Genomic DNA, 22687 nt, shown 5'->3' on the forward strand with positions numbered 1-22687 from the left:
AGATGCGGCGTGACGGGCGCGGCGTATAAACTGTGCATATTTCCATGAGGGAGTGATGATGCAAAAACGATTCAAGCAACTGGTCCTGCTGGCAGCGATGGTTCCGGCGTTCGCGATGGCTCAGTCGCTGTCGAACCAGACTTCGGCTCCGGCGGCCGCTGCTCCGATCGACGCAGACAAGAAGGCGGCGATCAAGGATCTGCTCGACGCGATCGACGCGCCGAAGCTCGTCGCGGCCATCGCGAACAGCGCCGAGATGCAGTCGAAGCAGCTCGTGCCGGCGATCCTGTCGGACGCGCTGTCGGAGAACAAGACGCTGAACGACAAGCAAAAGCAAGCCGCCGTGCCGACGCTGCAAAAGAATGCGGTGCCGAAGCTCGTCGACGGCGCGGGCAAGGTGTTCGGCACGCAGCAGTTCACGAACGACGCGATGCAGGCTCAGTACGACGCGTACGCGAAGTACTACAGCACGTCGGAGATCAAGGATCTGACGACGTTCTACAAGAGCCCGACGGGCCGCAAGTTCATCCAGGTTCAGGATCAGGTCGGCCGCGACGTCGTGAACGGCCTGATGCAGAAGTACATGCCGCAGGCGATCAAGGCGACGCGCGACCAAGCCGACAAGGAAGTCGCGACGGTCAAGCCGGGCAAGTAAGCCGCGCCGGCTGAGGCCCGCCGGCCGGGGCGTTCGCCGCCCGGGTTTGGCGGGTTCGTCAGGACAGTGCGATAATGGCCGTTTGCGCGACAGCGCAAGCGGCCATTTCCTTTTCCCGCGCGGCTTTCGGCGGATCGAGGCGGCCGCGTCCCTTCCGAGGTTCTCACGATGCGCGTCTTTAATTTCTCCGCCGGTCCCGCGGCGATGCCCGAGGAAGTGCTGCGCCAGGCGGCCGCCGAAATGCTCGACTGGAACGGCAGCGGCATGAGCGTGATGGAAATGAGCCATCGCGGCAAGGAATTCATGTCGATCCACGAGGCGGCGCTTGCCGATCTGCGCGAGCTGCTCGACGTGCCCGCGAACTACCGGATACTGTTCCTGCAGGGCGGAGGGATCGCCGAGAACGCGATCGTGCCGATGAACCTGCTCGGTTCGCGGACGACGGCCGACTTCATCGTCACGGGCTCGTGGTCGCAGAAGTCGTTCAACGAGGCGAAGAAATACTGCGCGCCGCATCTCGCCGCGACGGGCAAGACGGAAGCGGGCTTCACGCGCGTGCCGGCGTTCTCCGAATGGCAAATGTCCGACGATCCGGCGTACGTGCACCTGTGCACGAACGAGACGATCGACGGCGTCGAGACGTTCGACATCCCCGATCTCGGCAACGTGCCGCTCGTCGCCGACGTGTCGTCGCACATCCTGTCGCGTCCGATCGAGATCGAGAAGTACGGCGCGATCTTCGGCGGCGCGCAGAAGAACATCGGGATGGCGGGCGTGACGCTCGTGATCGTCCGCGAGGATCTGCTCGACCGCGCGCTGTCGATCTGCCCGTCGGCGTTCGAATGGAAGACGGTCGCGCTCAACAATTCGCTGTACAACACGCCGCCCACCTACGCGATCTACATCGCGGGCCTCGTGTTCAAGTGGCTGAAGGCGCAAGGCGGCCTTGCCGAGATCGAGAAGCGCAACATCGAAAAATCGAAGCTGCTGTACGACGCGATCGACGCGGGCAGCTTCTATCTGAACAAGGTCGAGAAGTCGGCGCGTTCGCGGATGAACGTGCCGTTCTTTCTTGCCGACGAATCGCGCAACGAAGACTTCCTTGCCGGCGCAAAAGAGCGCGGGCTGCTGCAGTTGAAGGGCCACAAGTCCGTCGGCGGCATGCGGGCGTCGATCTATAACGCGGTGCCGCTCGCGGGCGTGCAGGCGCTCGTCGAGTACATGAGAGATTTCGAGCGGCGATGCGCGTGACGCGCGCCGCTCCCTAAGCACGCTTGTCAATTCATGGACGACGAACTCAATACCCGCCTGAAGCCTTTGCGCGAGCGCATCGACGCGATCGATGCGCAGCTGATCGCGCTGCTGAACCAGCGCGCGGCGGTCGCGCTCGAGGTCGGCGAGGTCAAGAAGCACTTCAACGCGCCCGTGTTCCGGCCGGAGCGCGAGCAGCAGGTGATCACGCGCTTGCAGGACATGAGCGGCGGGCCGCTCGCGAGCGAGCACATCAGCGCGATCTGGCGCGAGATCATGGCGGCGAGCCGTGCGCTCGAGCAGACGATTCACGTCGCGTTCCTGGGGCCTGTCGGCACGTACAGCGAACAGGCGATGTTCGACTACTTCGGGCATTCGATCGAGGGGCTGCCTTGCCCGTCGATCGACGAAGTGTTCCGCTCGGTCGAGGCGGGCGCCGTGGCATTCGGCGTCGTGCCGGTCGAGAACTCGTCGGAAGGCGCGGTGTCGCGCACGCTTGATCTGCTGCTGCACACGCAGTTGCTGATCGGCGGCGAGCTGTCGCTGCCGATTCATCACAACCTGCTCACGCAGACGGGCACGCTCGACGGCGTGAAGCGTGTCTGCGCGCATGCGCAGGCGCTCGCTCAGTGCCAGCACTGGCTCGCCGCGAACGCGCCGCATCTCGAGCGGCAGGCCGTTTCGAGCAACGCGGAAGCCGCGCGCCTCGCGGCCGACGACGCGACGGTCGCCGCGATCGCGGGCGACCGCGCGGCGACGCACTACCGGCTGCAGATCGCGTATGCGCTGATCCAGGACGATCCGCACAACCGCACGCGCTTCGCCGTGATCGGCAAGGAGCCGGCGGGGCAGAGCGGGCACGACCAGACGTCTCTCATCGTGTCGGTGAAGAACGAGCCGGGCGCGGTGTTCAAGCTGCTCGAGCCGCTCGCGCGGCACGGCGTCTCGATGACGCGCTTCGAATCGCGCCCGGCGCGGGTCGGCACGTGGGAGTATTACTTCTACATCGACATCGAAGGGCATCGCGACGACGACGCCGTCAAGGCCGCGCTCGCGGAGCTCGGCAAGAAGGCGGCATTCCTGAAGATTCTCGGTTCGTATCCGCGCGCGCGGTGAAGCGCATCGCGTTGCGTTGCGCGGGCCGGCGCGGCCTGCTTCGGTCGCATCGGCCAAAGCGGCGCGCGGCGGCAGGTTCACGGCTGAACGGCTTGCCGCAGCGAGGCGGCGCATGGCTCTTCGCGCTTGCGAATGTGCGGCGCGCCGGGCCGGCGGCCGTTCGATATTGACCCTCGCGCGCCCGGGCCTGGCCCGGACGCGCGTTACTTGGCTCTCGTCGTGTCAGGCTTTTCTTTCGACAAACTGGTGATTTTCGGCGTCGGGCTGATCGGCGGCTCGCTCGCGCTCGCGTTGCGCGAAGGCGCGTCGGGCGGCAGGCGCGAGGTGGTCGGCGTCGGCCGCTCGACGGCGTCGATCGAGCGCGCGCTCGCATTGCGCGTGATCGACCGCGCGGCGGCGCTCGACGACGACGCGCAACTGCGCGACGCGCTCGCGGGCGCGGATCTCGTGCTGCTCGCCGCGCCCGTCGCGCAGACGGGCGCGCTTCTTGCGCGGATCGCGCCGTTTCTCGACGCGTTGACGATCGTCACCGACGCGGGCAGCACGAAGTCGGACGTCGTCGCGGCCGCGCGCGCGGCGCTCGGCGCGCGGATCGGCCAGTTCGTGCCGGGCCACCCGATCGCGGGGCGCGAATCGAGCGGCGTCGACGCGGCGCTCGCCGATCTGTACGTCGGCCGCAACGTCGTGCTGTGCGCATTGCCGGAGAACGCGCCGGACGCGCTCGCGCGGGTCGAAGCGATGTGGCGCGCGGCGCGCGCCGACGTGCGCGCGATGAGCGCCGAGCAGCACGACCGCGTGTTCGCGGCGGTGAGCCATCTGCCGCACGTGCTGTCGTTCGCGCTCGTCGAGCAGATTCTCGGCGAATCCGATGCCGAGCTGAAATTCTCGTACGCGGCGGGCGGCTTCCGCGACTTCACGCGCATCGCCGCGTCGAGCCCGGAAATGTGGCGCGACGTGTGTCTCGCGAACCGCGCGGCGCTCCTCGACGAGCTCGACGCCTACACGCGCGTGCTCGCACGGCTGCGCGCGGCGATCGACGCGGGCGACGGCGCCGCGCTCGAAACCGTGTTCGCGCGCTCGCGCGCGGCGCGCTCGGCGTGGCGCGAGCGCGGCGCGAAACCCGCATCCGCTGTCCGTTCAGCTATCCCTGCAACAGGATTTCACATGGAACATCTCGATCTCGGCCCGTTCTCCCATGCGCAAGGCACGGTGCGCCTGCCCGGCTCGAAGAGCATCTCGAATCGCGTGTTGCTGCTCGCGGCGCTCGCGGAGGGCGAGACGACCGTCACGAAACTGCTCGATTCCGACGATACGCGCGTGATGCTCGACGCGTTGACGAAGCTCGGCGTGAAGCTGTCGCGCGACGGCGACACCTGCGTCGTCGGCGGCACGCGCGGCGCGTTCACCGCGAGAACCGCGGATCTCTTCCTCGGCAACGCGGGCACGGCGGTGCGGCCGCTGACGGCGGCGCTCGCGGTGAACGGCGGCGACTACCGGATTCACGGCGTGCCGCGGATGCACGAGCGTCCGATCGGCGATCTCGTCGACGGGCTGCGCCAGATCGGCGCGCGGATCGACTATGAAGGCAGCGAGGGCTTTCCGCCGCTCAGGATTCGGCCCGCGACGATCTCGGTCGACGCGCCGATCCGCGTGCGCGGCGACGTGTCGAGCCAGTTCCTGACCGCGCTCCTGATGACGCTGCCGCTCGTGAAGGCGAAGGACGGCGCAAGCATCGTCGAGATCGAGGGTGAGCTGATCTCGAAGCCGTACGTCGAGATCACGATCAAGCTGATGGCGCGCTTCGGCGTGACGGTCGAGCGCGACGGCTGGCAGCGCTTCACGGTGCCGTCGGGCGTGCGCTACCGGTCGCCCGGCGCGATCATGGTCGAGGGCGACGCATCGTCGGCGTCGTACTTCCTCGCGGCGGGCGCGCTGGGCGGCGGGCCGTTGCGCGTCGAGGGCGTCGGCCGCGCGAGCATCCAGGGCGACGTCGGCTTCGCGAATGCGCTGATGCAGATGGGCGCGAACGTGACGATGGGCGACGACTGGATCGAAGTGCGCGGCATCGGCCACGACCACGGCAGGCTCGCGCCGATCGACATGGATTTCAACCTGATTCCGGACGCCGCGATGACGATCGCGGTCGCCGCGCTCTTCGCCGACGGCGCGAGCACATTGCGCAACATCGGCAGCTGGCGCGTGAAGGAAACCGACCGGATCGCCGCGATGGCGACCGAGCTGCGCAAGGTCGGCGCGACGGTCGAGGAGGGCGCCGACTATCTCGTCGTGACGCCGCCCGCGCAGCTCACGCCGAACGCGGCGATCGACACCTACGACGACCACCGGATGGCGATGTGCTTCTCGCTCGTGAGCCTGGGCGGGGTGCCCGTGCGCATCAACGATCCGAAGTGCGTCGGCAAGACGTTCCCCGACTATTTCGACCGTTTCCTGGCGCTCGCGAAGGCGTGACGCCCGTATTGACCCGATGAAATCGACTCGACCTTTTCACCCGACCCCAGTTATCGCGATCGACGGCCCGACGGCATCCGGCAAGGGCACCGTCGCGGCGCTCGTCGCCGCGCACCTCGGTTTTCACCTGCTCGACAGCGGCGCGTTGTACCGGCTCGCGGCGCTCGCGAGCATCCGCTATCAGGTCGAGCCCGACGACGTCGACGCGCTTGCAAAGCTGGTCGACGGCCTCCACATCACGTTCCGCGAGGGTTGCGCGCAGCTCGACGGCGTCGATGTGTCCGACGCGATCCGCGCGGAGGCGGTCGGCAACCGGGCGTCGGCGATCGCCGTCCACGCGCCCGTGCGCGCGGCGCTCGTCGCGCGGCAGCGCGCGTTTCGCAAGACCCCCGGGCTCGTCGCGGACGGCCGAGACATGGGGACCGTGATCTTCCCGGACGCGGTGCTGAAGGTGTTCCTGACGGCAAGCGTCGAGGCGCGCGCCGCGCGCCGGCATAAGCAATTGATGCAAAAAGGTTTTTCTGCTAATATGGATAACTTGCTCCAGGATTTGCGCGAACGCGACGCGCGCGACAGCAATCGCGCCGCCGCGCCGCTCAAGCCTGCGGCAGACGCCAAGCCCCTCGACACGTCGGCCTTGACGATCGAGCAATCGGTCGCACAGGTGCTCGCGTGGTATCGGGAGCTCGGCCAGCCCGCCTGATCGGGGGCGAAAGCGCAGTAGGTGCTTCGCGCGTCGCGCGAAGCGTGTGTTAAACCCTTACCCCGTGTGGATTCGCGGGCGCGTCGCCAGCCGTTGCGGCCGGCGCGGGCGGTAGAGCGAAACCACGCACAAACCGATTTTTATGTCCGACCTGCAAACCTCCAACCCGAATACCGAATCCTTCGCGGCTCTGTTCGAAGAGTCGCTGACCCGCCAAGACATGCGCGCCGGCGAAGTGATCTCCGCCGAAGTCGTGCGTGTCGACCACAACTTCGTGGTCGTCAATGCCGGTCTCAAGTCCGAGGCCTACATTCCGATCGAGGAATTCCTGAACGATCAGGGCGAGGTTGAGGTTCAGGCGGGCGATTTCGTTTCCGTCGCGATCGACGCGCTGGAAAACGGCTACGGCGACACGATCCTGTCGCGCGACAAGGCGAAGCGTCTCGCTTCGTGGCTGTCGCTGGAAAAGGCTCTCGACAACAACGAACTCGTGACCGGCACGATCACGGGCAAGGTCAAGGGCGGCATGACCGTGATGGTCAACGGCATCCGCGCGTTCCTGCCGGGTTCGCTCGTCGACACGCGTCCCGTCAAGGACACGACCCCGTACGAAGGCAAGACGCTCGAGTTCCGCGTGATCAAGCTCGACCGCAAGCGTAACAACGTCGTGCTGTCGCGCCGCGCGGTGATCGAAGCCACGCAAGGCGAAGAGCGCGCGAAGCTGCTCGAGACGCTGAAGGAAGGCGCGATCGTCAACGGCGTGGTCAAGAACATCACCGACTACGGCGCGTTCGTGGACCTCGGCGGCATCGACGGCCTGCTGCACATCACCGACATCGCATGGCGCCGCGTGCGTCACCCGAGCGAAGTCCTGTCGGTTGGCCAGGAAGTCACCGCGAAGATCCTCAAGTTCGACCAAGAGAAGAACCGCGTCTCGCTCGGCATCAAGCAGCTCGGCGACGATCCGTGGGAAGGCATCTCGCGCCGCTACCCGTCGGGCACGCGCCTGTTCGGCAAGGTCACGAACATCACCGACTACGGCGCGTTCGTCGAAGTGGAATCGGGCATCGAAGGCCTCGTCCACGTGTCGGAAATGGACTGGACGAACAAGAACGTCGCTCCGTCGAAGGTCGTTCAGCTCGGCGACGAAGTCGAAGTCATGGTCCTCGAGATCGACGAAGACCGTCGTCGTATCAGCCTCGGCATGAAGCAGTGCAAGCCGAATCCGTGGGATGACTTCAGCCGCAACTTCAAGAAGGGCGACAAGATCACGGGCGCAATCAAGTCGATCACCGACTTCGGCGTGTTCATCGGTCTGCCGGGCGGCATCGACGGCCTCGTCCACCTGTCGGACCTGTCGTGGAGCGAAGCTGGCGAAGAAGCGGTTCGCAAGTACAAGAAGGGCGACGAAGTCGAGGCGATCGTGCTCGGCATCGACGTCGAGAAGGAGCGCATCTCGCTCGGCATCAAGCAGCTCGAAGGCGATCCGTTCAGCAACTACGTCGCGATGAACGACAAGGGCTCGATCGTCGACGGCGTCGTGAAGTCGGTCGATGCGAAGGGCGCGGTCATCACGCTCACGCCGGACGTCGAAGGCTACCTGCGTGCGTCGGAAATCTCGCAGGATCGCGTCGAAGACGCACGCAACGTGCTGAAGGAAGGCGACAAGGTCAACGCGATGGTGATCAACATCGATCGCAAGTCGCGCGGCATCAACCTGTCGATCAAGGCGAAGGATTCGGCCGAGCAGCAGGAAGCGATGCGCGGCCTGCAAGCCGATTCGAGCGCCGCTGCGACGGGCACGACCAACCTCGGCGCGCTGCTGAAGGCGAAGCTCGACGGCCAGAACCAGTAAGCCTCGCGAGGTCTGCTGAAGTATGACCAAATCCGAGTTGGTCGCCCAGCTGGCATCGCGATTTCCGCAGCTCGTGTTGAAGGATGCGGATTTCGCGGTGAAAACGATGCTCGATGCGATGTCCGACGCCTTGTCGAAAGGGCATCGCATCGAAATTCGCGGCTTCGGCAGCTTCGGTCTGAACCGCCGTCCGGCGCGCGTCGGACGCAATCCGAAGTCGGGCGAGAAAGTGCAGGTGCCTGAGAAGTACGTGCCGCACTTCAAGCCCGGCAAGGAATTGCGCGAGCGCGTCGACGGCCGTGCCGGCGAGCCGTTGAAGAACGACGAGCCGGAAAGCGGCGAGTGACGGTTCCGCCGCGGTCGATGCCGAACCAGCATGGCTGAAAGAAAGCGCCCCTCGCGGGCGCTTTTTCTTTGGCGCGCCGCGCGCGTTTCGCGAAGCGTGTCAAGCGCCGGCACAAGCGATTCACGAAGCGCGAAACGCTTCCTTTACAATACGGGGCGCCTGAAGCGCTGCGAAGGGGAGTCGCACGCGCTGCCGAACAATCTCAGTCAAAGAGAGGGAGTCATGAAGTTCATCGTCTGGTTGATCCGTGTGCTGGTGTTCGTGCTGCTGCTGGTGCTTGCGCTGGCCAATACGCAAAGCGCCACGCTGAATTTTCTAGCCGGGTACAACTGGCAGGCTCCGCTGATCCTGATCGGCCTCGCGTTCTTCGGCGTCGGGCTGATCGCGGGTTTGTTGTCTGCGCTGCCCGCGATTTTCCGGATGCGGATGGAGAACGGCCGCCTGAAGCGCGACTTGCGCGCTGTGCGCGAGAACCCGGCCGTCGTCGACCAGCCGCCGATGCCGCCCGTCATTTAACGATGCCGACGCCGCGCACGATGCGCGGCCCAGGTTTTTTTCGACACGTCGCATGGATCTCGATTTCTGGTGGCTGCTCGCCATTCCCGTTGCGTTCGCGCTCGGCTGGATGGCGTCGCGCTACGACCTCAACAAGCTGCTGTCCGAGAGCGCGAATCTGCCGCGCTCGTATTTCCGTGGCCTGAACTTCCTGCTGAACGAACAGCCGGATAAAGCCATCGACGCGTTCATCGAAGTCGCGAAGCTCGATCCCGAAACGGTCGAGCTGCACTTCGCGCTTGGCAACCTGTTTCGCCGTCGAGGCGAGACGGACCGCGCGATTCGCGTCCATCAGAACCTGCTGAGCCGCAACGATCTGCCCGTGAACGAGCGCGATCACGCGCTCTTCGAACTCGGGCAGGATTTCCTGAAGGCGGGCCTGCTCGACCGCGCGGAAGAGGCGTTCCACAAGCTCTCCGAAGGCGACTACGCGCTCGACGCGCAGCGCGCGCTCCTCACGATCTATGAGATCGAAAAGGACTGGAACAAGTCGATCGACACCGCGACGCGAATCGAATCGATGGGCGCGCCGCGCCTTGCGACGGAGATCTCGCAATTCCATTGCGAGCTCGCGCAGGACGCGCTGCTGCGCAAGAACGCCGAACTCGCGGCCGGGCATCTGCGCGACGCGCTCGCGGTGAATCCGCAGAACGCGCGTGCGACAATCCTGTCGGGCGACGCTGCCGCCGCAGCGGGCGACCATCTCGCGGCGATCGAGCACTGGCGCCGGATCGAGACGCAGAATCCCGCGTACCTGCCGCTCGTCGCCGACAAGCTGATGAAATCCTACGTGGCGCTCGATCGGGCGGCCGACGGCGCCGATCTGCTGACGGACTACGCGCGGCGCTATCCGTCGAACGATCTGCTCGACGTCGTCTATCAGTACGTCGCGCAGATGCGCGGCAACGGCGCCGCGCACGCGCTCGCGCGCTCGCAGATGGAAAAGGCGCCGAATCTGTCCGGCATGCTGCACTTGCTCGATGCGCAGATCGCCGCGGCCGACGAGCCCCGCCGCGCCGAGCTCGAAATGATGCGCACGCTCGTCAAGCAGCGCACCAAAAATTTGCCACGATATACATGCCAGAATTGCGGTTTCCGGGCGCGCCTCTTCTATTGGCAGTGCCCCGGATGCAGCGGATGGGAAACCTATGCGCCGCGGCGCGTCGAGCCCGCCGTTGCGTAGCGGGGCAGTAATGGGGCAGGCCGCGCCAGCCGGCGTGACATCGCCGGCGCGGGCCTGAACCGGGCGGACGCCGTCCGCTCGAGCGAATCATCGGAATACTTATGAAGATCACCATCATCGGCACGGGCTATGTGGGCCTCGTCACCGGCGCGTGTCTCGCCGAGATCGGCCACGACGTGTTCTGTCTCGACGTCGATCCCCGCAAGATCGACATCCTGAACAACGGCGGCATGCCGATTCACGAGCCCGGGCTGCAGGAAATCATCGCGCGCACGCGCGCCGCGGGCCGCATCACGTTTTCGACGGACGTCGAGGCGAGCGTCGCGCACGGCGAGATCCAGTTCATCGCGGTCGGCACGCCGCCCGACGAGGACGGCTCCGCCGATCTTCAATACGTGCTCGAGGCGGCGCGCAACATCGGCCGTCACATGGCGGGCTACAAGGTGATCGTCGACAAATCGACGGTGCCCGTCGGCACCGCGCAGCGCGTGCGCGCCGTGATCGACGAGGCGCTCGCCGCGCGCGGTCTTGCCGGCAGCGCCGGGCATCGCTTCTCGGTCGTGTCGAACCCCGAGTTCCTGAAGGAGGGCGCGGCCGTCGACGATTTCATGCGGCCCGACCGGATCATCATCGGCGTCGACGACGACGAAGCGGGCGCGATCGCCCGCGAGAAGATGAAAAAGCTCTACGCGCCGTTCAACCGCAATCACGAGCGGACGATTTACATGGACGTGCGCTCGGCCGAATTCGCGAAGTACGCGGCGAATGCGATGCTCGCGACGCGCATCTCGTTCATGAACGAGATGTCGAATCTCGCGGATCGCGTCGGCGCCGACATCGAGGCGGTGCGGCGCGGGATCGGCTCCGATCCGCGGATCGGCTATCACTTCCTGTACGCGGGCGTCGGCTACGGCGGCTCGTGCTTCCCGAAGGACGTGCAGGCGCTCATCCGCACCGCGAGCGAAAACGGCCAGCCGCTCAAGATCCTCGAGGCGGTGGAGGAAGTGAACCACGCGCAGAAGAACGTGCTGCTCGGCAAGATCGAGCAGCGTTACGGCGCCGATCTGACGGGCCGCACGTTCGCCGTCTGGGGGCTCGCGTTCAAGCCGAACACCGACGACATGCGCGAAGCGCCGAGCCGGCGCCTGATCGCGTCGCTGCTCGCGCGCGGCGCGACGGTGCGCGCGTACGATCCGGTCGCGATCGACGAGGCGCGGCGCGTGTTCGCGCTCGACCTGCACGATGCGCCCGACGCGCTCGCGCGGATCGCGTTCGTCGACTCGGCCGACGATGCGCTCGCAGGCGCGGACGCGCTCGTCATCGTCACCGAATGGAAGGAATTCAAGAGCCCGGATTTCTCGCATCTGAAGGCGGTGCTGAAGGCGCCCGCGATCTTCGACGGCCGCAACCTGTACGAACCCGATGCGATGGCCGAACTCGGCATCGATTACCACGCGATTGGACGCCCCTATGTCGAGCCCGTCTCTTCCTCCGCGCGCGGATAAGCGCGCGCCGCTCGCCGCCTCGGCGAGCGGCGTGCCGCGCGAGCAGATTGCGAAATCGCGCGTGCTCGTGGTCGGCGACGTGATGCTCGACCGCTACTGGTTCGGCAACGTCAACCGGATCTCGCCCGAGGCGCCCGTCCCCGTCGTGCACGTGCAGCGGCAGGAGGAGCGGTTGGGCGGCGCGGCGAACGTGGCGCGCAACGCGGTGACGCTCGGCGGCCAGGCAGGCCTTCTGTGCGTCGTCGGCGGCGACGAGCCGGGCGAGCGGCTCGTCGAGCTGCTCGGCGAAAGCGGCGTGACGCCGTATCTCGAGCGCGATCCGTCGCTGCCGACGACGATCAAGCTGCGCGTGCTCGCGCAGCAGCAGCAATTGCTGCGCGTCGACTTCGAGGCGGCGCCGACGCACGAAGTGCTGCTCGCGGGGCTCGCGCGCTTCGACGCGCTGCTGCCTTCGTACGACGTCGTGCTGATGTCGGACTACGCGAAGGGCGGGCTCACGCACGTGACGACGATGATCGCGAAGGCGCGCGCGGCGGGCAAGCCCGTGCTCGTCGATCCGAAGGGCGCCGACTGGGCGCGCTATCGCGGCGCGTCGCTGATCACGCCGAACCGCGCGGAGCTGCGCGAGGTCGTCGGGCAGTGGACGTCCGAGGACGACCTGCACGCGCGCGTGACGAAGCTGCGCGCCGAGCTCGCACTCGACGCGCTGCTGCTCACGCGCTCGGAGGAGGGGATGACGCTCTTCTCGAACGACGGCGAGTTGCACGTGAGCGCGCTTGCGCGCGAGGTGTACGATGTGTCGGGCGCGGGCGACACGGTGATCGCGACCGTCGCGACGATGCTCGGCGCGGGGCTGCCGCTCGTCGAGGCGGTCGTGCTCGCGAATCGCGCGGCGGGCATCGTGGTCGGCAAGCTCGGCACCGCGACCGTCGAGTACGACGAACTGTTTCATTGAACGGCGCATGGCGCGCGCTGCCGCGCGCCGTGTGCCCATTTTCATCGGTAGGACGATCATGACCCTCATCGTTACCGGCGCGGCCGGCTTCATCGGCGCGAACATCGTCAAGGCGCTGAACGAGCGCGGCGAGACGCGCATCATCGCGGTCGACAATCTGACGCGCGCGGACAAGTTCAAGAACCTCGTCGATTGCGAGATCGACGATTATCTCGACAAGACCGAATTCGTCGAGCGCTTCGCGCGCGGCGAATTCGGCAAGGTGCGTGCGGTGTTCCACGAAGGCGCGTGTTCGGACACGATGGAACACGACGGCCGCTACATGATGGACAACAATTTCCGCTACAGCCGCGCGGTGCTCGACGCGTGCCTCGCGCAGGGCGCGCAGTTCCTGTACGCGTCGTCGGCGGCGATCTACGGCGGCTCGACGCGCTTCGTCGAGGAGCGCGAGGTCGAGGCGCCGCTGAATGTCTACGGCTATTCGAAGTTCCTGTTCGACCAGGTGATTCGCCGCGTCTTGCCGAGCGCGAAGAGCCAAATCGCGGGCTTTCGCTATTTCAACGTGTACGGGCCGCGCGAGTCGCACAAGGGCCGGATGGCGTCGGTCGCGTTCCACAACTTCAACCAGTTCCGCGCCGAGGGCAAGGTCAAGCTGTTCGGCGAATACAACGGTTACGGCCCGGGCGAGCAGACGCGCGATTTCGTGTCGGTGGAGGACGTCGCGAGGGTGAACCTGTATTTCTTCGACCATCCGGAGAAATCGGGCATCTTCAATCTCGGCACCGGCCGCGCGCAGCCGTTCAACGACATCGCGACGACGGTGGTCAACACGTTGCGCGCGCTCGAAGGCAAGCCCGCGCTCACGCTTGGCGAGCAGGTGGACGCGGGCCTCGTCGAATACGTGCCGTTCCCGGACGCGCTGCGCGGCAAGTACCAGTGCTTCACGCAGGCCGACCAGACGAAGCTGCGCGCGGCGGGCTACGATGCGCCGTTCCTGACGGTGCAAGAGGGCGTCGACCGTTACGTGCGTTGGCTGTTCGGCCAGCTTTGAGCGGCGCGCCCGCATCCTTAGACTGGATCTCACGGTCGGCAGCCGCCGGCCGTTTTTCTACGGAGATCCAGATGCTGAAGAAACTTCTCGCGACGGTCGCGCTGTGCGCCGCGGCCGCGCACGGATGGGCTGCCGTCGACGTCAACGCCGCGAACGACGATGCGCTTCGCGGCATCAGGGGCATCGGCCCGGCGAAGGCCAAGGCGATCATCGACGAGCGGAGCGCACACGGCCCGTACAAGGATGCGGCCGATCTCTCGCGCAGGGTGAAGGGCATGGGCGGCAAGACGGTCGAGCGCTTGCAGGCCGAAGGCCTCGCGATCGGCGCGGCGCGTGCGCCCGCCGCATCCGCGGCGCCGCAGAAAGCGGCGGCCGCCGGCAAGAAATAATCCGGGCTGCTGACGATTCCGGCGCCGACGATCCCGCGGTCGAGCGATCGCACGGTCGGCGGCAACGGCGATGTCTCCTTCAGGCGCTGCTTCGGCGGCGAATTCCCGCGGCGCACGCCGCGGGCTTTTTGCGTGGCCGCAGCGCATTGCTCGAGAGAGCCACCGAATGTCCGCGGCGGCGGTCAGGGCTTGACGGCCGTCGTGCGCGTACGTTTCTCCGCTGGTTTACAATCGATCCACTCATCGGCATCGGATAAACGTGACGTTCATGGCTTACAAAACTATCGAAGACACGATCGGCAATACGCCGCTCGTGCAGCTCGTCCGCTTGCCGGACGACGAGATTCGCGCTCGTAACAACGTGATTCTCGCGAAGCTGGAAGGCAACAATCCGGCGGGGTCGGTGAAGGACCGCCCCGCGCTGTCGATGATCCGCAAGGCGGAAGAGCGCGGCACGATCAAGCCGGGCGACACGCTGATCGAGGCGACGAGCGGCAACACCGGGATCGCGCTCGCGATGGCGGCGGCGATCCGCGGCTACAAGATGGTGCTGATCATGCCGGAGGATCTGTCCGTCGAGCGCCGCCAGAGCATGGCCGCGTACGGCGCTGAAATCGTGCTGACGCCGGTGAAGGGCGGCATGGAGTTCGCGCGCGATCTCGCCGACCAGATGCAGCGCGAAGGCAAGGGCGTGATCCTCGATCAGTTCGCGAATCCCGACAATCCGATCGCGCACTATGAAGGCACCGGCCCTGAGATCTGGCGCGAGACCGAGGGCCGCATCACGCACTTCGTGTCCGCGATGGGGACGACGGGCACGATCATGGGCACGTCGCAGTATCTGAAGGAGAGGAATCCGAACATCGAGATCGTCGGTGCGCAGCCGGAAGAGGGCTCGCGCATTCCGGGCATCCGCAAATGGCCGGAAGCGTATCTGCCGAAGATTTTCGATCGCAGCCGCGTCGATCGCGTCGAGAACGTGAGCCAGGCCGCGTCCGAGGCGATGGCGCGCAAGCTCGCGGCCGTCGAGGGCATCTTCTGCGGAATTTCGTCGGGCGGCGCGTGCGAAGTCGCGCTGCGCGTCGCGCGGCAGGTCGAGAACGCGACGATCGTGTTCGTCGTCTGCGACCGCGGCGACCGTTATTTGTCGACGGGCGTGTTCCCCGCGTGACGCGCGGTCTGGCTGCGCGGGGCCGTCAATGAAAAAGCGCCGCTAGCGGCGCTTTTTCATTGACGCGACGGCGCAGGCCGCGCGCAATGTCATTCCGACGACGGTTGCGCGGTGGGCGCGGCATTGTCCGGCGGCGCCGTCAGCGCGCCGCTCGCTTCCATCTGCGCCTTCACGCGCTCGCCCAGCTGATACACGGCGAGCGCATAGAAGAAGCTGCGGTTGTAGCGGGTCAGCACGTAGAAATTTTGCAGTCCGAGCTTGTATTCGGTTGCGCGGCCGGGCGTCGGCAGATCGATCACGGTGACGGGCGTGCTCGCCTCCGATGCGATGTTGACGGACGGCTCGTCGAGCACGAGGCCCGCGCGCAGCAACTGCGACAGCGCCCAGTGCGGCTCGGGGCGGCCGTCGGCCGCCGCTTGCGCGACGCCCAGGCTGCCCGTGTCGGGCGCGATGTTCCATACCACCGGGCGGCTGGTCTCCCAGCCGTGCTGCTTCAGATAATTCGCGACGCTGCCGATCGCGTCGGCCTGGCTCGCGCGCAGATCGATGTGCCCGTTGCCGTCGTAGTCGACCGCGTATTCGCGGATGCTGCTCGGCAGGAACTGCGGGATGCCGACGGCGCCCGTGTACGAACCGAGCACGCTCGTCGGATCGAGCTGGCTGTCGCGCGTCCACACGAGGAAGTCTTCGAGGTTCTTGCGGAACGTCTCCTGGCGCGAGTCGCGATTCGGCGTGTTCGGATAGTCGAATGCGAGCGTGGTCAGCGCGTCGAGCGTGCGGAAGTTGCCCATGTAGCGGCCGTAGATCGTCTCGACGCCGATGATGCCGACGATCACCTCCGGCGGCACGCCGAATTCCGCCGCTGCGCGCTGCAGCGTTCCCTGATTCGCGCGCCAGAACTTCACGCCGGCGTTCACGCGCACGGCGTCGAGAAAGCGCGACTGGTAGACGCGCCAGTTCTTGACGGCGGGCGACGGCGCGGGCATCACGAGTTTCGCCGCGGTCGCCGAATAGCTGACGCGCGCGAAGAGCGTGTGCAGCGCGTTCACGTCGAAATCGTGGCGCGCGGCCATGTCGGCGATGAACGCGTCGATCTTCGGGTTGTTCGCGTAGCGCTGCGGAACGATTTCTTCTTCGAACGTCTGCCCTTGCTGCACGCTCGGCTGCGGCTGCGGCTGCGGCTGCGGCTGCGGCTGCGGCTGCTGTTGCTGTTGCTGTTGCTGTTGCGTTTGCGGCTGCGCTTGCGCGTCGACGGCCGCGGCGGGCTGCGTTTGCGCGACGGCGGCGGACGCGAGAAGCGTTGCGGCGAGCGACAGCGCGGCGAGCGGGAAGCGAAGGCGGAAGGCGAGCGAGGCGGGGGCGGCAGGCTGGTTGAAAGTCATGTCGAAGCGAGGCGGACGAGGCGGATGATTTCGGGCCAGTATAACCGACGCGCCCGCCGCGCCGGCCCGGCGCGGGGCGCGTTGTGGTAAGTTAGCGGCGAACTTCGCACCAGACGATATCGCGGACATCCTTGACGGAGACCTGCGGCGCGCACCGGCCGCGTCGCGGAACGAGCTTATGCCAACGGCCTTTTACACGCACCCCGACTGCATGCTGCACGAGATGGGGGAGTGGCATCCCGAGTCGCCGGCGCGGCTGTCGGCGATCCAGGATCAACTGATCGCGAGCCGCATCGACGATCTGATCGTCCACGAGACGGCGCCGTTCGCGAGCGAGACGGCGCTTGCCCGCGTGCACACGCAGGCGCACATCGACTACATCCGCAGCCGGATTCCGAAGGAAGGCTACGTCGAGATCGATCCCGACACGTCGCTGAACCGCTACACGTGGCGCGCGGCGCTGCGCGCCGCGGGCGCGGCCGTCGAGGCGACGGACGCCGTGCTCGAGGGCCGCTACGACAACGCGTTCTGCAGCGTGCGCCCGCCTGGCCATCACGCGGAGCCCGCGCGCGCGATGGGCTTTTGCTTCTTCAACAACGTCGCGATCGCCGCGCGCCATGCGCTCGAGATCCATGGCCTCGAGCGCGTCGCGATCATCGATTTCGACGTTCATCACGGCAACGGCACCGAGGCTGCGTTCGCGAACGACGAGCGCGTGCTGATGTGCGGCTTCTTCCAGCATCCGCTGTATCCGTTCTCGGGCGTCGACCATCAGGCGCCGAACATGGTCAATCTGCCGATGCCCGCGCGCACGAACGGAATGGCGGTGCGCGAGGCGGTCGACCTGATGTGGCTGCCGCGGCTCGACGCGTTCAAGCCGCAGATGCTGTTCGTATCGGCGGGGTTCGACGCGCATCGCGAGGACGACATCGGCGGAATGGGGCTCGTCGAGGCCGACTACGAGTGGCTCACGACGCAGATCTGCGAAGTCGCGCGGCGGCATGCGCAAGGCCGCATCGTGAGCTGCCTCGAAGGCGGCTACAACCTGTCCGCGCTCGGGCGCAGCGTGGTCGCGCATCTGCGTGTGCTCGCCGGGGTGTGAGCTCGCGAGACGGCGAGCGACGGGCGAGCGATGACGTGCGCGATGGCGCGCGACGCCGGCTGTCGAGCGCCGGCGCGCATCGGCAAGCGCCGGCAACGCGCGGCGGAGATCGTATCCCGTTCGCGGCGGCGCGCCCGATCGACCAGGCGAGCGCTCAGGCAGCGGTGGCGCGATGGCGCGGTGGCGCGGCCGCCGCGCCGGTTGCGAATCCGCGCGGCGCTGGCGGCGCGCCGTTCTTCACCTCGCGTCGCTCCCGTCTTCGCGCAACGTGTTCCGGTGTCCTTGCGCTCCGCTTGGTCCCGGCATTACCCGTGCGCCGGCGCACGCGCAAGAATCCAGTCGATCAATGCGCTGATCACGCGCTCACGTTCCAGATCGTTCATCGTCTCGTGATAGTTGCCTTCGTATAGCGTGAGCGTGCGGTCGGGCGAGCCGACGTGCCGGCCGAAGTCGCGGCTGCCGTCGGGCTCCGTCAGTTTGTCGGCGGTGCCGTGATAGACGAGCACGGGCACGCGCAGCGCCGCGCGCCCGCCCTCGATGCGCCGCATCGCGTCGAGAATTTCGGCGCCGGTGCGCGCCGGCACCGAACCGTGATGGACGAGCGGATCGGCGCGATTCGCGGCGACGACGGCCGGATCGCGTGACAGCAGCGCGGCGTCGATCTTGATCGCCGGAAAGCGGGGCCATACGCGGCTGATGAAGCGGCTCATCGCGAGCATCCACTTCGGCACGTCGCGGCCCGGCGCGAGCGCGGGGCTCGACAGGATCAGGCCCGCGAAGCCCGCGCGGCGCGCGGGCGCGCGCTCGACCGCGTAGAGCGCGGCAATCGCCCCGCCCATGCTGTGCCCCATCAGGAAGAGCGGGGTGCCGTCGCGCGCCGCGCTCGCGACGAGCGCATCCGCATCCTGCAGATATTGATCGAAGCGCTCGATCCATGCGCGTTCGCCGGGCGAATGCCCGTGCCCGCGCAGATCGATCGCGACGACTTCGATGCCCGCCGCGCTCAGCCGCTCGGCGAGCGCCTGGTAGCGTCCCGCGTGCTCGGCGAGCCCGTGCACGAGCGCGACGCTCGCGCGCGGCGCCGCGAACCCCGGCGCAGCCGGCCACCGGTACGACGCGAGCGCGAGCCCGTCGGCCGTGCGCAGGTTGCCGCGCTGCGGGGCCGCGCCGGCGGCAGCGGCGGAGCGGAGCGAAGTCGAAGCGGCAGCGTCCATGGCGTGAGTCTCCGGAGCGAGTTGTTATGAAGGATGCGCTCGATCATAGACGCCGTCCGTGACGGCCCGTGCGGGCGCAGCCCTCTAATCGCGTTTGGTTATGAAAAGGTGGAAATCGATTATTAAGTGAAATGTGGCGGATGCGGTAAACTCGCGGGTTATTCCCTAGACCTAGATGCGGCGGCGGTCGACAGCGAAGCCCGGCACATCCGGCTGAGCGGTTCCGCCGCTTTGTTTACATGATCGAAATTCGCAACCTTTCGCAGCGATTCGAGGGGCCTCGCGGCTGGATCGAGGCGCTGCACAACGTTAATCTGACGATTCCGCAGGGCGAGGTCTTCGGCATCATCGGCCGCAGCGGCGCCGGCAAGAGCACGCTCGTGCGCACGATCAACCTGCTCACGCGGCCGTCGGAAGGCAGCGTGTCCGTCGGCGGGCGCGACCTGACGCAGTTGTCCGCCGGCGAGCTGCGCGGCGCGCGGCGCGATATCGGGATGATCTTCCAGCACTTCAACCTGCTGTCGTCGCGCACGGTGTTCGACAACGTCGCGCTGCCGCTCGAGCTCGCGGGCGTGAAGCGCGGGGAGATCGAGGCGACGGTGCTGCCGCTTCTCGATCTCGTCGGCCTCGCCGCGCAGAAAGACCGCTATCCGGCGCAGATCAGCGGCGGCCAGAAGCAGCGCGTCGGCATCGCGCGCGCGCTCGCGAGCAGGCCGAAGGTGCTCTTGTCCGACGAGGCGACGTCCGCGCTCGATCCGGAGACCACGCGCGCGATCCTCGACCTGCTTCGGCGCATCAACCGCGAGCTCGGCCTCACGATCGTCCTCATCACGCACCAGATGGAAGTGATCAAGGACGTGTGCGATCGCGTCGCGGTGCTCGACGCGGGGCGCGTCGTCGAGGAAGGCAACGTGATCGACGTGTTCATGCGTCCGCACCACGAAGTCACGCGCGCGCTGATCGGCGACGTGATCGCGCAGGAACTGCCGCCCGCGATGAAGGCGCGCGTCGCTGAGCGCCTGAAGACGGGCTCCGGGCACCTGTTGCGCCTCGCGTTCACGGGCTCGGGCGTCGATCAGCCGATCCTGTCGGAGACGATCCGCCGCTACGAGCTGGACTTCAACATCCTGCACGGCCAGATCGACGAAATCCAGGGCCGCGCGTTCGGGTCGCTCGCGGTGCTCGCCACCGGCGAGCCGGGCAAGGTGGGGCAGGCGTTCGCGTATCTGCGCGAGCAGGGCGTGGTCGTCGAGGAGCTTTCGTATGTTGAGTGAAATGTTCGATATGTTCGTGCAGTCGTTCTGGGAGACGCTGATCATGGTCGGCATCTCCGGGGCGGTCGGCGCGCTCGTCGGTCTGCCGCTCGGCGTGCTGCTGTACCTGACCGACCGCCAGGGCGTGCTGCGGAACCTCGCGGTGAACCGCGTGCTGGGCGGCATCGTCAACGCGGTGCGCTCGACGCCGTTCATCATCCTGCTCGTCGCGGTGATTCCGTTTACGCGTCTTGCCGTCGGCTCGTCGATCGGCACGGCGGCCGCTGTCGTGCCGCTCACGATCGCGGCCGCGCCGTTCATCGCGCGGCTCGTCGAAACCGCTCTGCGCGAAGTCGATCGCGGCCTCATCGAAGCCGCGCAGGCGATGGGCGCGACGACGGGCCAGATCGTGTTCAAGGTGCTGCTGCCTGAATCGCTGCCGGGCATTGTCGCGGGGCTCACGATCACGTTCGTGTCGCTCGTCGGCTATTCGGCGATGGCGGGCGCGATCGGCGGCGGCGGCCTCGGCGATCTCGGCATCCGCTACGGCTATCAGCGCTATCTGCCCGAAGTGATGTGGACGGTCGTCGCGATCCTGATCGTGTTCGTGCAGATCGCGCAGTCGTTCGGCGACTGGCTCGTGCGGCGCCTGAGCCACAAGTAGCGCAATCGAAGACGAACGAGCGCCGCGCGCCGCGATACGCGATACGCGGCGGCGACGGCGCCGCAACCGGTGAGGAGATCCGGAGATGCAACGAAGAACGATGCTGAAGCTCGCCGCCGCGTTGGGCGCGGCCGCGTGCGTCGCAAGCGCGCATGCGCAGGCGCAGACGATCAAGGTCGGCGTGACGGGCGGCCCGCACGCGCAGGTGATGGAGGAAGTCAAGAAGGTCGCCGCGAAGAGCGGGCTCGACATCAAGATCGTCGAGTTCTCCGACTACGTGCAGCCGAACGCGGCGCTCGCGGCGGGCGACCTCGACGCGAACAGCTATCAGCACTATCCGTATCTCGAAGCGCAGGTGAAGGATCGCGGCTACAAGATCGTCAAGGTCGCGGACACGGTCACGTTCCCGATGGGCATCTACTCGAAGCGCGTGAAATCGCTCGCGGAATTGCGTCCGGGCGCGCGGATCGCGGTCCCGAACGATCCGACGAACGGCGGCCGCGCGTTGCTGCTGCTGCAGAAGCAGGGGCTGCTCAAGCTGCGCGACGGCGCGGGCCTGAAGGCGACGCGCTTCGACATCGTCGATAACCCGAAGCAGCTGAAGATCGTCGAGCTTGACGCGGCGCAGATTCCGCGCTCGCTCGCCGATGTCGACGCCGCCGCGATCAACACGAACTACGCGATGGAAGCGGGCCTGAAGCCGAAACAGGACGCGATCGCGATCGAGGGTCCGAACGGCCCTTACGCGAACATTCTCGCGGTGCGCTCGGAAGACAAGGACAAGCCGTGGGTCGCGAAGCTCGTCGCCGCGTACCGGTCGCCCGACGTGAAGCGCTTCATCGAGCGTCAATTCGGCGGCGCGGTGATCGCCGCGTGGTGAGCGAAACGAGGGGCGCCGCCGATTAGAGGCGGAAATCGAAAACCCGGGCTTGGCGTCCGGGTTTTTTCTCTTTTAAAATAGAACGACCGTTCGCTATTGTCGGCATGCCGCAAGGGGACGCTATCCTCGGTAGCCGCAAATTGAATGACCGGCGTCGCCGCCGCGCGGCCGAGCCTCGCTATAAAATGGCCGCTGGTCGTGTTCGTAACTTTGGAGCGTGTGCATGAAAATCCTGGTGCCAGTGAAGAGAGTGGTCGATTACAACGTGAAGGTCCGGGTGAAGTCGGACGGCACGGGCGTCGATATCGCGAACGTGAAGATGTCGATGAATCCGTTCGACGAGATCGCGGTCGAGGAGGCGGTGCGCCTGAAGGAAGCGGGCGTGGCGACCGAGGTGATCGCGGTGTCGGTGGGCGTCGCGCAGGCTCAGGAAACGCTTCGCACGGCGCTCGCGATCGGCGCGGACCGTGCGATTCTCGTCGAATCGAACGACGAAGTGCAGCCGCTCGGCGTGGCGAAGATCTTGAAGGCGCTGGTCGACAAGGAGCAGCCGCAGCTCGTGATCCTCGGCAAGCAGGCGATCGACGACGATTCGAACCAGACGGGCCAGATGCTGGCCGCGCTCGCGAATCTGCCGCAGGCGACGTTCGCGTCGAAGGTGACGGTGGCGGACGGCCGTGCGATCGTCGCGCGTGAAGTGGACGGCGGCGCGGAGACGCTGTCGCTCACGCTGCCGGCCGTGGTGACGACCGACCTGCGCCTGAACGAGCCGCGCTACGTGACGCTGCCGAACATCATGAAGGCGAAGAAGAAGCCGCTCGAGACGGTGAAGCCGGAAGACCTCGGCGTGGACGTCGCGCCGCGCCTGAAGACGCTGAAGGTGGCGGAGCCGCCCAAGCGTGCGGCGGGCGTGAAGGTGCCGGACGTGAAGACGCTGGTCGAAAAGCTGAAGACCGAAGCCAAGGTGCTGTAAGGGGAGCGCAAAGAA

The 22687-nt window shown here is 66.8% G+C and carries 21 protein-coding genes and 1 pseudogene; 20 read left to right on the plus strand and 2 right to left on the minus strand.

The features are described from left to right. The first annotated feature begins 58 nt into the window (after positions 1-58). The 15 genes and pseudogenes from WT60_RS06300 (at position 59) to cysM (ending at position 15204) form a co-directional block, all read left to right on the plus strand. A complete protein-coding gene (locus WT60_RS06300) occupies positions 59-655 on the plus strand; it encodes a DUF2059 domain-containing protein (RefSeq protein ID WP_038745665.1) in 597 nt (198 codons plus the stop codon). Between the two features lie 168 nt (positions 656-823). Then, positions 824-1906: a 3-phosphoserine/phosphohydroxythreonine transaminase gene (gene serC / locus WT60_RS06305; protein WP_038745607.1), complete on the plus strand. Its 1083-nt coding sequence runs from the start codon at positions 824-826 to the stop codon at positions 1904-1906. A gap of 33 nt (positions 1907-1939) precedes the next feature. Further along, positions 1940-3022, plus strand: coding sequence for a prephenate dehydratase (gene pheA, locus WT60_RS06310; protein ID WP_038745605.1), 1083 nt, complete (start codon positions 1940-1942; stop codon positions 3020-3022). A 132-nt stretch (positions 3023-3154) separates the two neighbouring features. Further along, positions 3155-4033: pseudogene (locus WT60_RS35655) on the plus strand (prephenate dehydrogenase/arogenate dehydrogenase family protein); the annotation flags it as partial. Positions 4034-4186: 153 nt separating this feature from the next. Further along, positions 4187-5491 carry a 3-phosphoshikimate 1-carboxyvinyltransferase gene (aroA, locus tag WT60_RS35660; RefSeq protein ID WP_060356896.1) on the plus strand — a complete coding sequence of 435 codons (1305 nt, stop codon included), beginning with the start codon at positions 4187-4189 and terminating at the stop codon, positions 5489-5491. A 16-nt stretch (positions 5492-5507) separates the two neighbouring features. Beyond that, complete coding sequence (cmK, locus tag WT60_RS06325) at positions 5508-6194, plus strand: cytidylate kinase CmK (RefSeq protein WP_060356869.1); 687 nt, start codon at positions 5508-5510, stop codon at positions 6192-6194. 142 nt (positions 6195-6336) lie between these two features. Continuing rightward, positions 6337-8049, plus strand: coding sequence for a 30S ribosomal protein S1 (gene rpsA, locus WT60_RS06330; RefSeq protein WP_038745601.1), 1713 nt, complete (start codon positions 6337-6339; stop codon positions 8047-8049). A 22-nt stretch (positions 8050-8071) separates the two neighbouring features. Then, entirely contained in the window at positions 8072-8395 is a 324-nt protein-coding gene (locus tag WT60_RS06335) for an integration host factor subunit beta (protein WP_038745600.1), read from the plus strand. A 222-nt stretch (positions 8396-8617) separates the two neighbouring features. After that, positions 8618-8911 carry a LapA family protein gene (locus tag WT60_RS06340; RefSeq protein WP_004195986.1) on the plus strand — a complete coding sequence of 98 codons (294 nt, stop codon included), beginning with the start codon at positions 8618-8620 and terminating at the stop codon, positions 8909-8911. Between the two features lie 52 nt (positions 8912-8963). Continuing rightward, positions 8964-10133 (plus strand): lipopolysaccharide assembly protein LapB, encoded by a 1170-nt coding sequence (lapB, locus tag WT60_RS06345; protein WP_038745598.1) that lies wholly within the window; start codon positions 8964-8966, stop codon positions 10131-10133. Positions 10134-10234: 101 nt separating this feature from the next. Next, on the plus strand, positions 10235-11638 hold the full coding sequence (locus WT60_RS06350) for a UDP-glucose/GDP-mannose dehydrogenase family protein (protein WP_059584551.1): 1404 nt from the start codon (positions 10235-10237) through the stop codon (positions 11636-11638). Further along, the gene (gene rfaE1 / locus WT60_RS06355) at positions 11604-12593 is read left to right on the plus strand and encodes a D-glycero-beta-D-manno-heptose-7-phosphate kinase (RefSeq protein ID WP_059584553.1); all 990 of its coding nucleotides are present in this window, start codon (positions 11604-11606) and stop codon (positions 12591-12593) included. The genes WT60_RS06350 and rfaE1 overlap by 35 nt, the downstream gene beginning before the upstream one ends. A 58-nt stretch (positions 12594-12651) precedes the next feature. Continuing rightward, positions 12652-13644, plus strand: coding sequence for an ADP-glyceromanno-heptose 6-epimerase (gene rfaD, locus WT60_RS06360; RefSeq protein WP_038745594.1), 993 nt, complete (start codon positions 12652-12654; stop codon positions 13642-13644). 71 nt (positions 13645-13715) lie between these two features. Then, on the plus strand, positions 13716-14033 hold the full coding sequence (locus WT60_RS06365) for a helix-hairpin-helix domain-containing protein (protein ID WP_038745592.1): 318 nt from the start codon (positions 13716-13718) through the stop codon (positions 14031-14033). Positions 14034-14301: 268 nt separating this feature from the next. Further along, positions 14302-15204, plus strand: a complete 903-nt coding sequence (gene cysM / locus WT60_RS06375; RefSeq protein ID WP_038745590.1) for a cysteine synthase CysM — start codon at positions 14302-14304, stop codon at positions 15202-15204. Between the two features lie 89 nt (positions 15205-15293). Here the strand turns inward: cysM and mltB are convergent, their stop codons facing one another. Continuing rightward, a complete protein-coding gene (gene mltB, locus WT60_RS06380; RefSeq protein ID WP_060356870.1) occupies positions 15294-16586 on the minus strand; it encodes a lytic murein transglycosylase B in 1293 nt (430 codons plus the stop codon). Between the two features lie 178 nt (positions 16587-16764). Between mltB and WT60_RS06385 the strand changes: the two genes are divergently transcribed. Beyond that, on the plus strand, positions 16765-17688 hold the full coding sequence (locus WT60_RS06385; RefSeq protein WP_059584558.1) for a histone deacetylase family protein: 924 nt from the start codon (positions 16765-16767) through the stop codon (positions 17686-17688). A gap of 305 nt (positions 17689-17993) precedes the next feature. Here the strand turns inward: WT60_RS06385 and WT60_RS06390 are convergent, their stop codons facing one another. Continuing rightward, complete coding sequence (locus tag WT60_RS06390) at positions 17994-18833, minus strand: alpha/beta hydrolase (RefSeq protein WP_082759541.1); 840 nt, start codon at positions 18831-18833, stop codon at positions 17994-17996. Positions 18834-19141: 308 nt separating this feature from the next. Here WT60_RS06390 and WT60_RS06395 point away from each other — a divergent pair, with 308 nt between their 5' ends. From WT60_RS06395 to WT60_RS06410, 4 genes are all read left to right on the plus strand, one after another. After that, complete coding sequence (locus WT60_RS06395; RefSeq protein WP_038745581.1) at positions 19142-20176, plus strand: methionine ABC transporter ATP-binding protein; 1035 nt, start codon at positions 19142-19144, stop codon at positions 20174-20176. Then, complete coding sequence (locus tag WT60_RS06400) at positions 20166-20819, plus strand: methionine ABC transporter permease (RefSeq protein ID WP_038745579.1); 654 nt, start codon at positions 20166-20168, stop codon at positions 20817-20819. The genes WT60_RS06395 and WT60_RS06400 overlap by 11 nt, the downstream gene beginning before the upstream one ends. A gap of 85 nt (positions 20820-20904) precedes the next feature. Further along, entirely contained in the window at positions 20905-21699 is a 795-nt protein-coding gene (locus WT60_RS06405) for a MetQ/NlpA family ABC transporter substrate-binding protein (protein ID WP_081989426.1), read from the plus strand. Between the two features lie 223 nt (positions 21700-21922). After that, a complete protein-coding gene (locus WT60_RS06410; RefSeq protein ID WP_038745575.1) occupies positions 21923-22672 on the plus strand; it encodes an electron transfer flavoprotein subunit beta/FixA family protein in 750 nt (249 codons plus the stop codon). The last annotated feature ends 15 nt before the right edge of the window (positions 22673-22687 follow it).

This window comes from Burkholderia sp. MSMB617WGS, assembly GCF_001532025.2.
Lineage (GTDB): Bacteria > Pseudomonadota > Gammaproteobacteria > Burkholderiales > Burkholderiaceae > Burkholderia > Burkholderia savannae.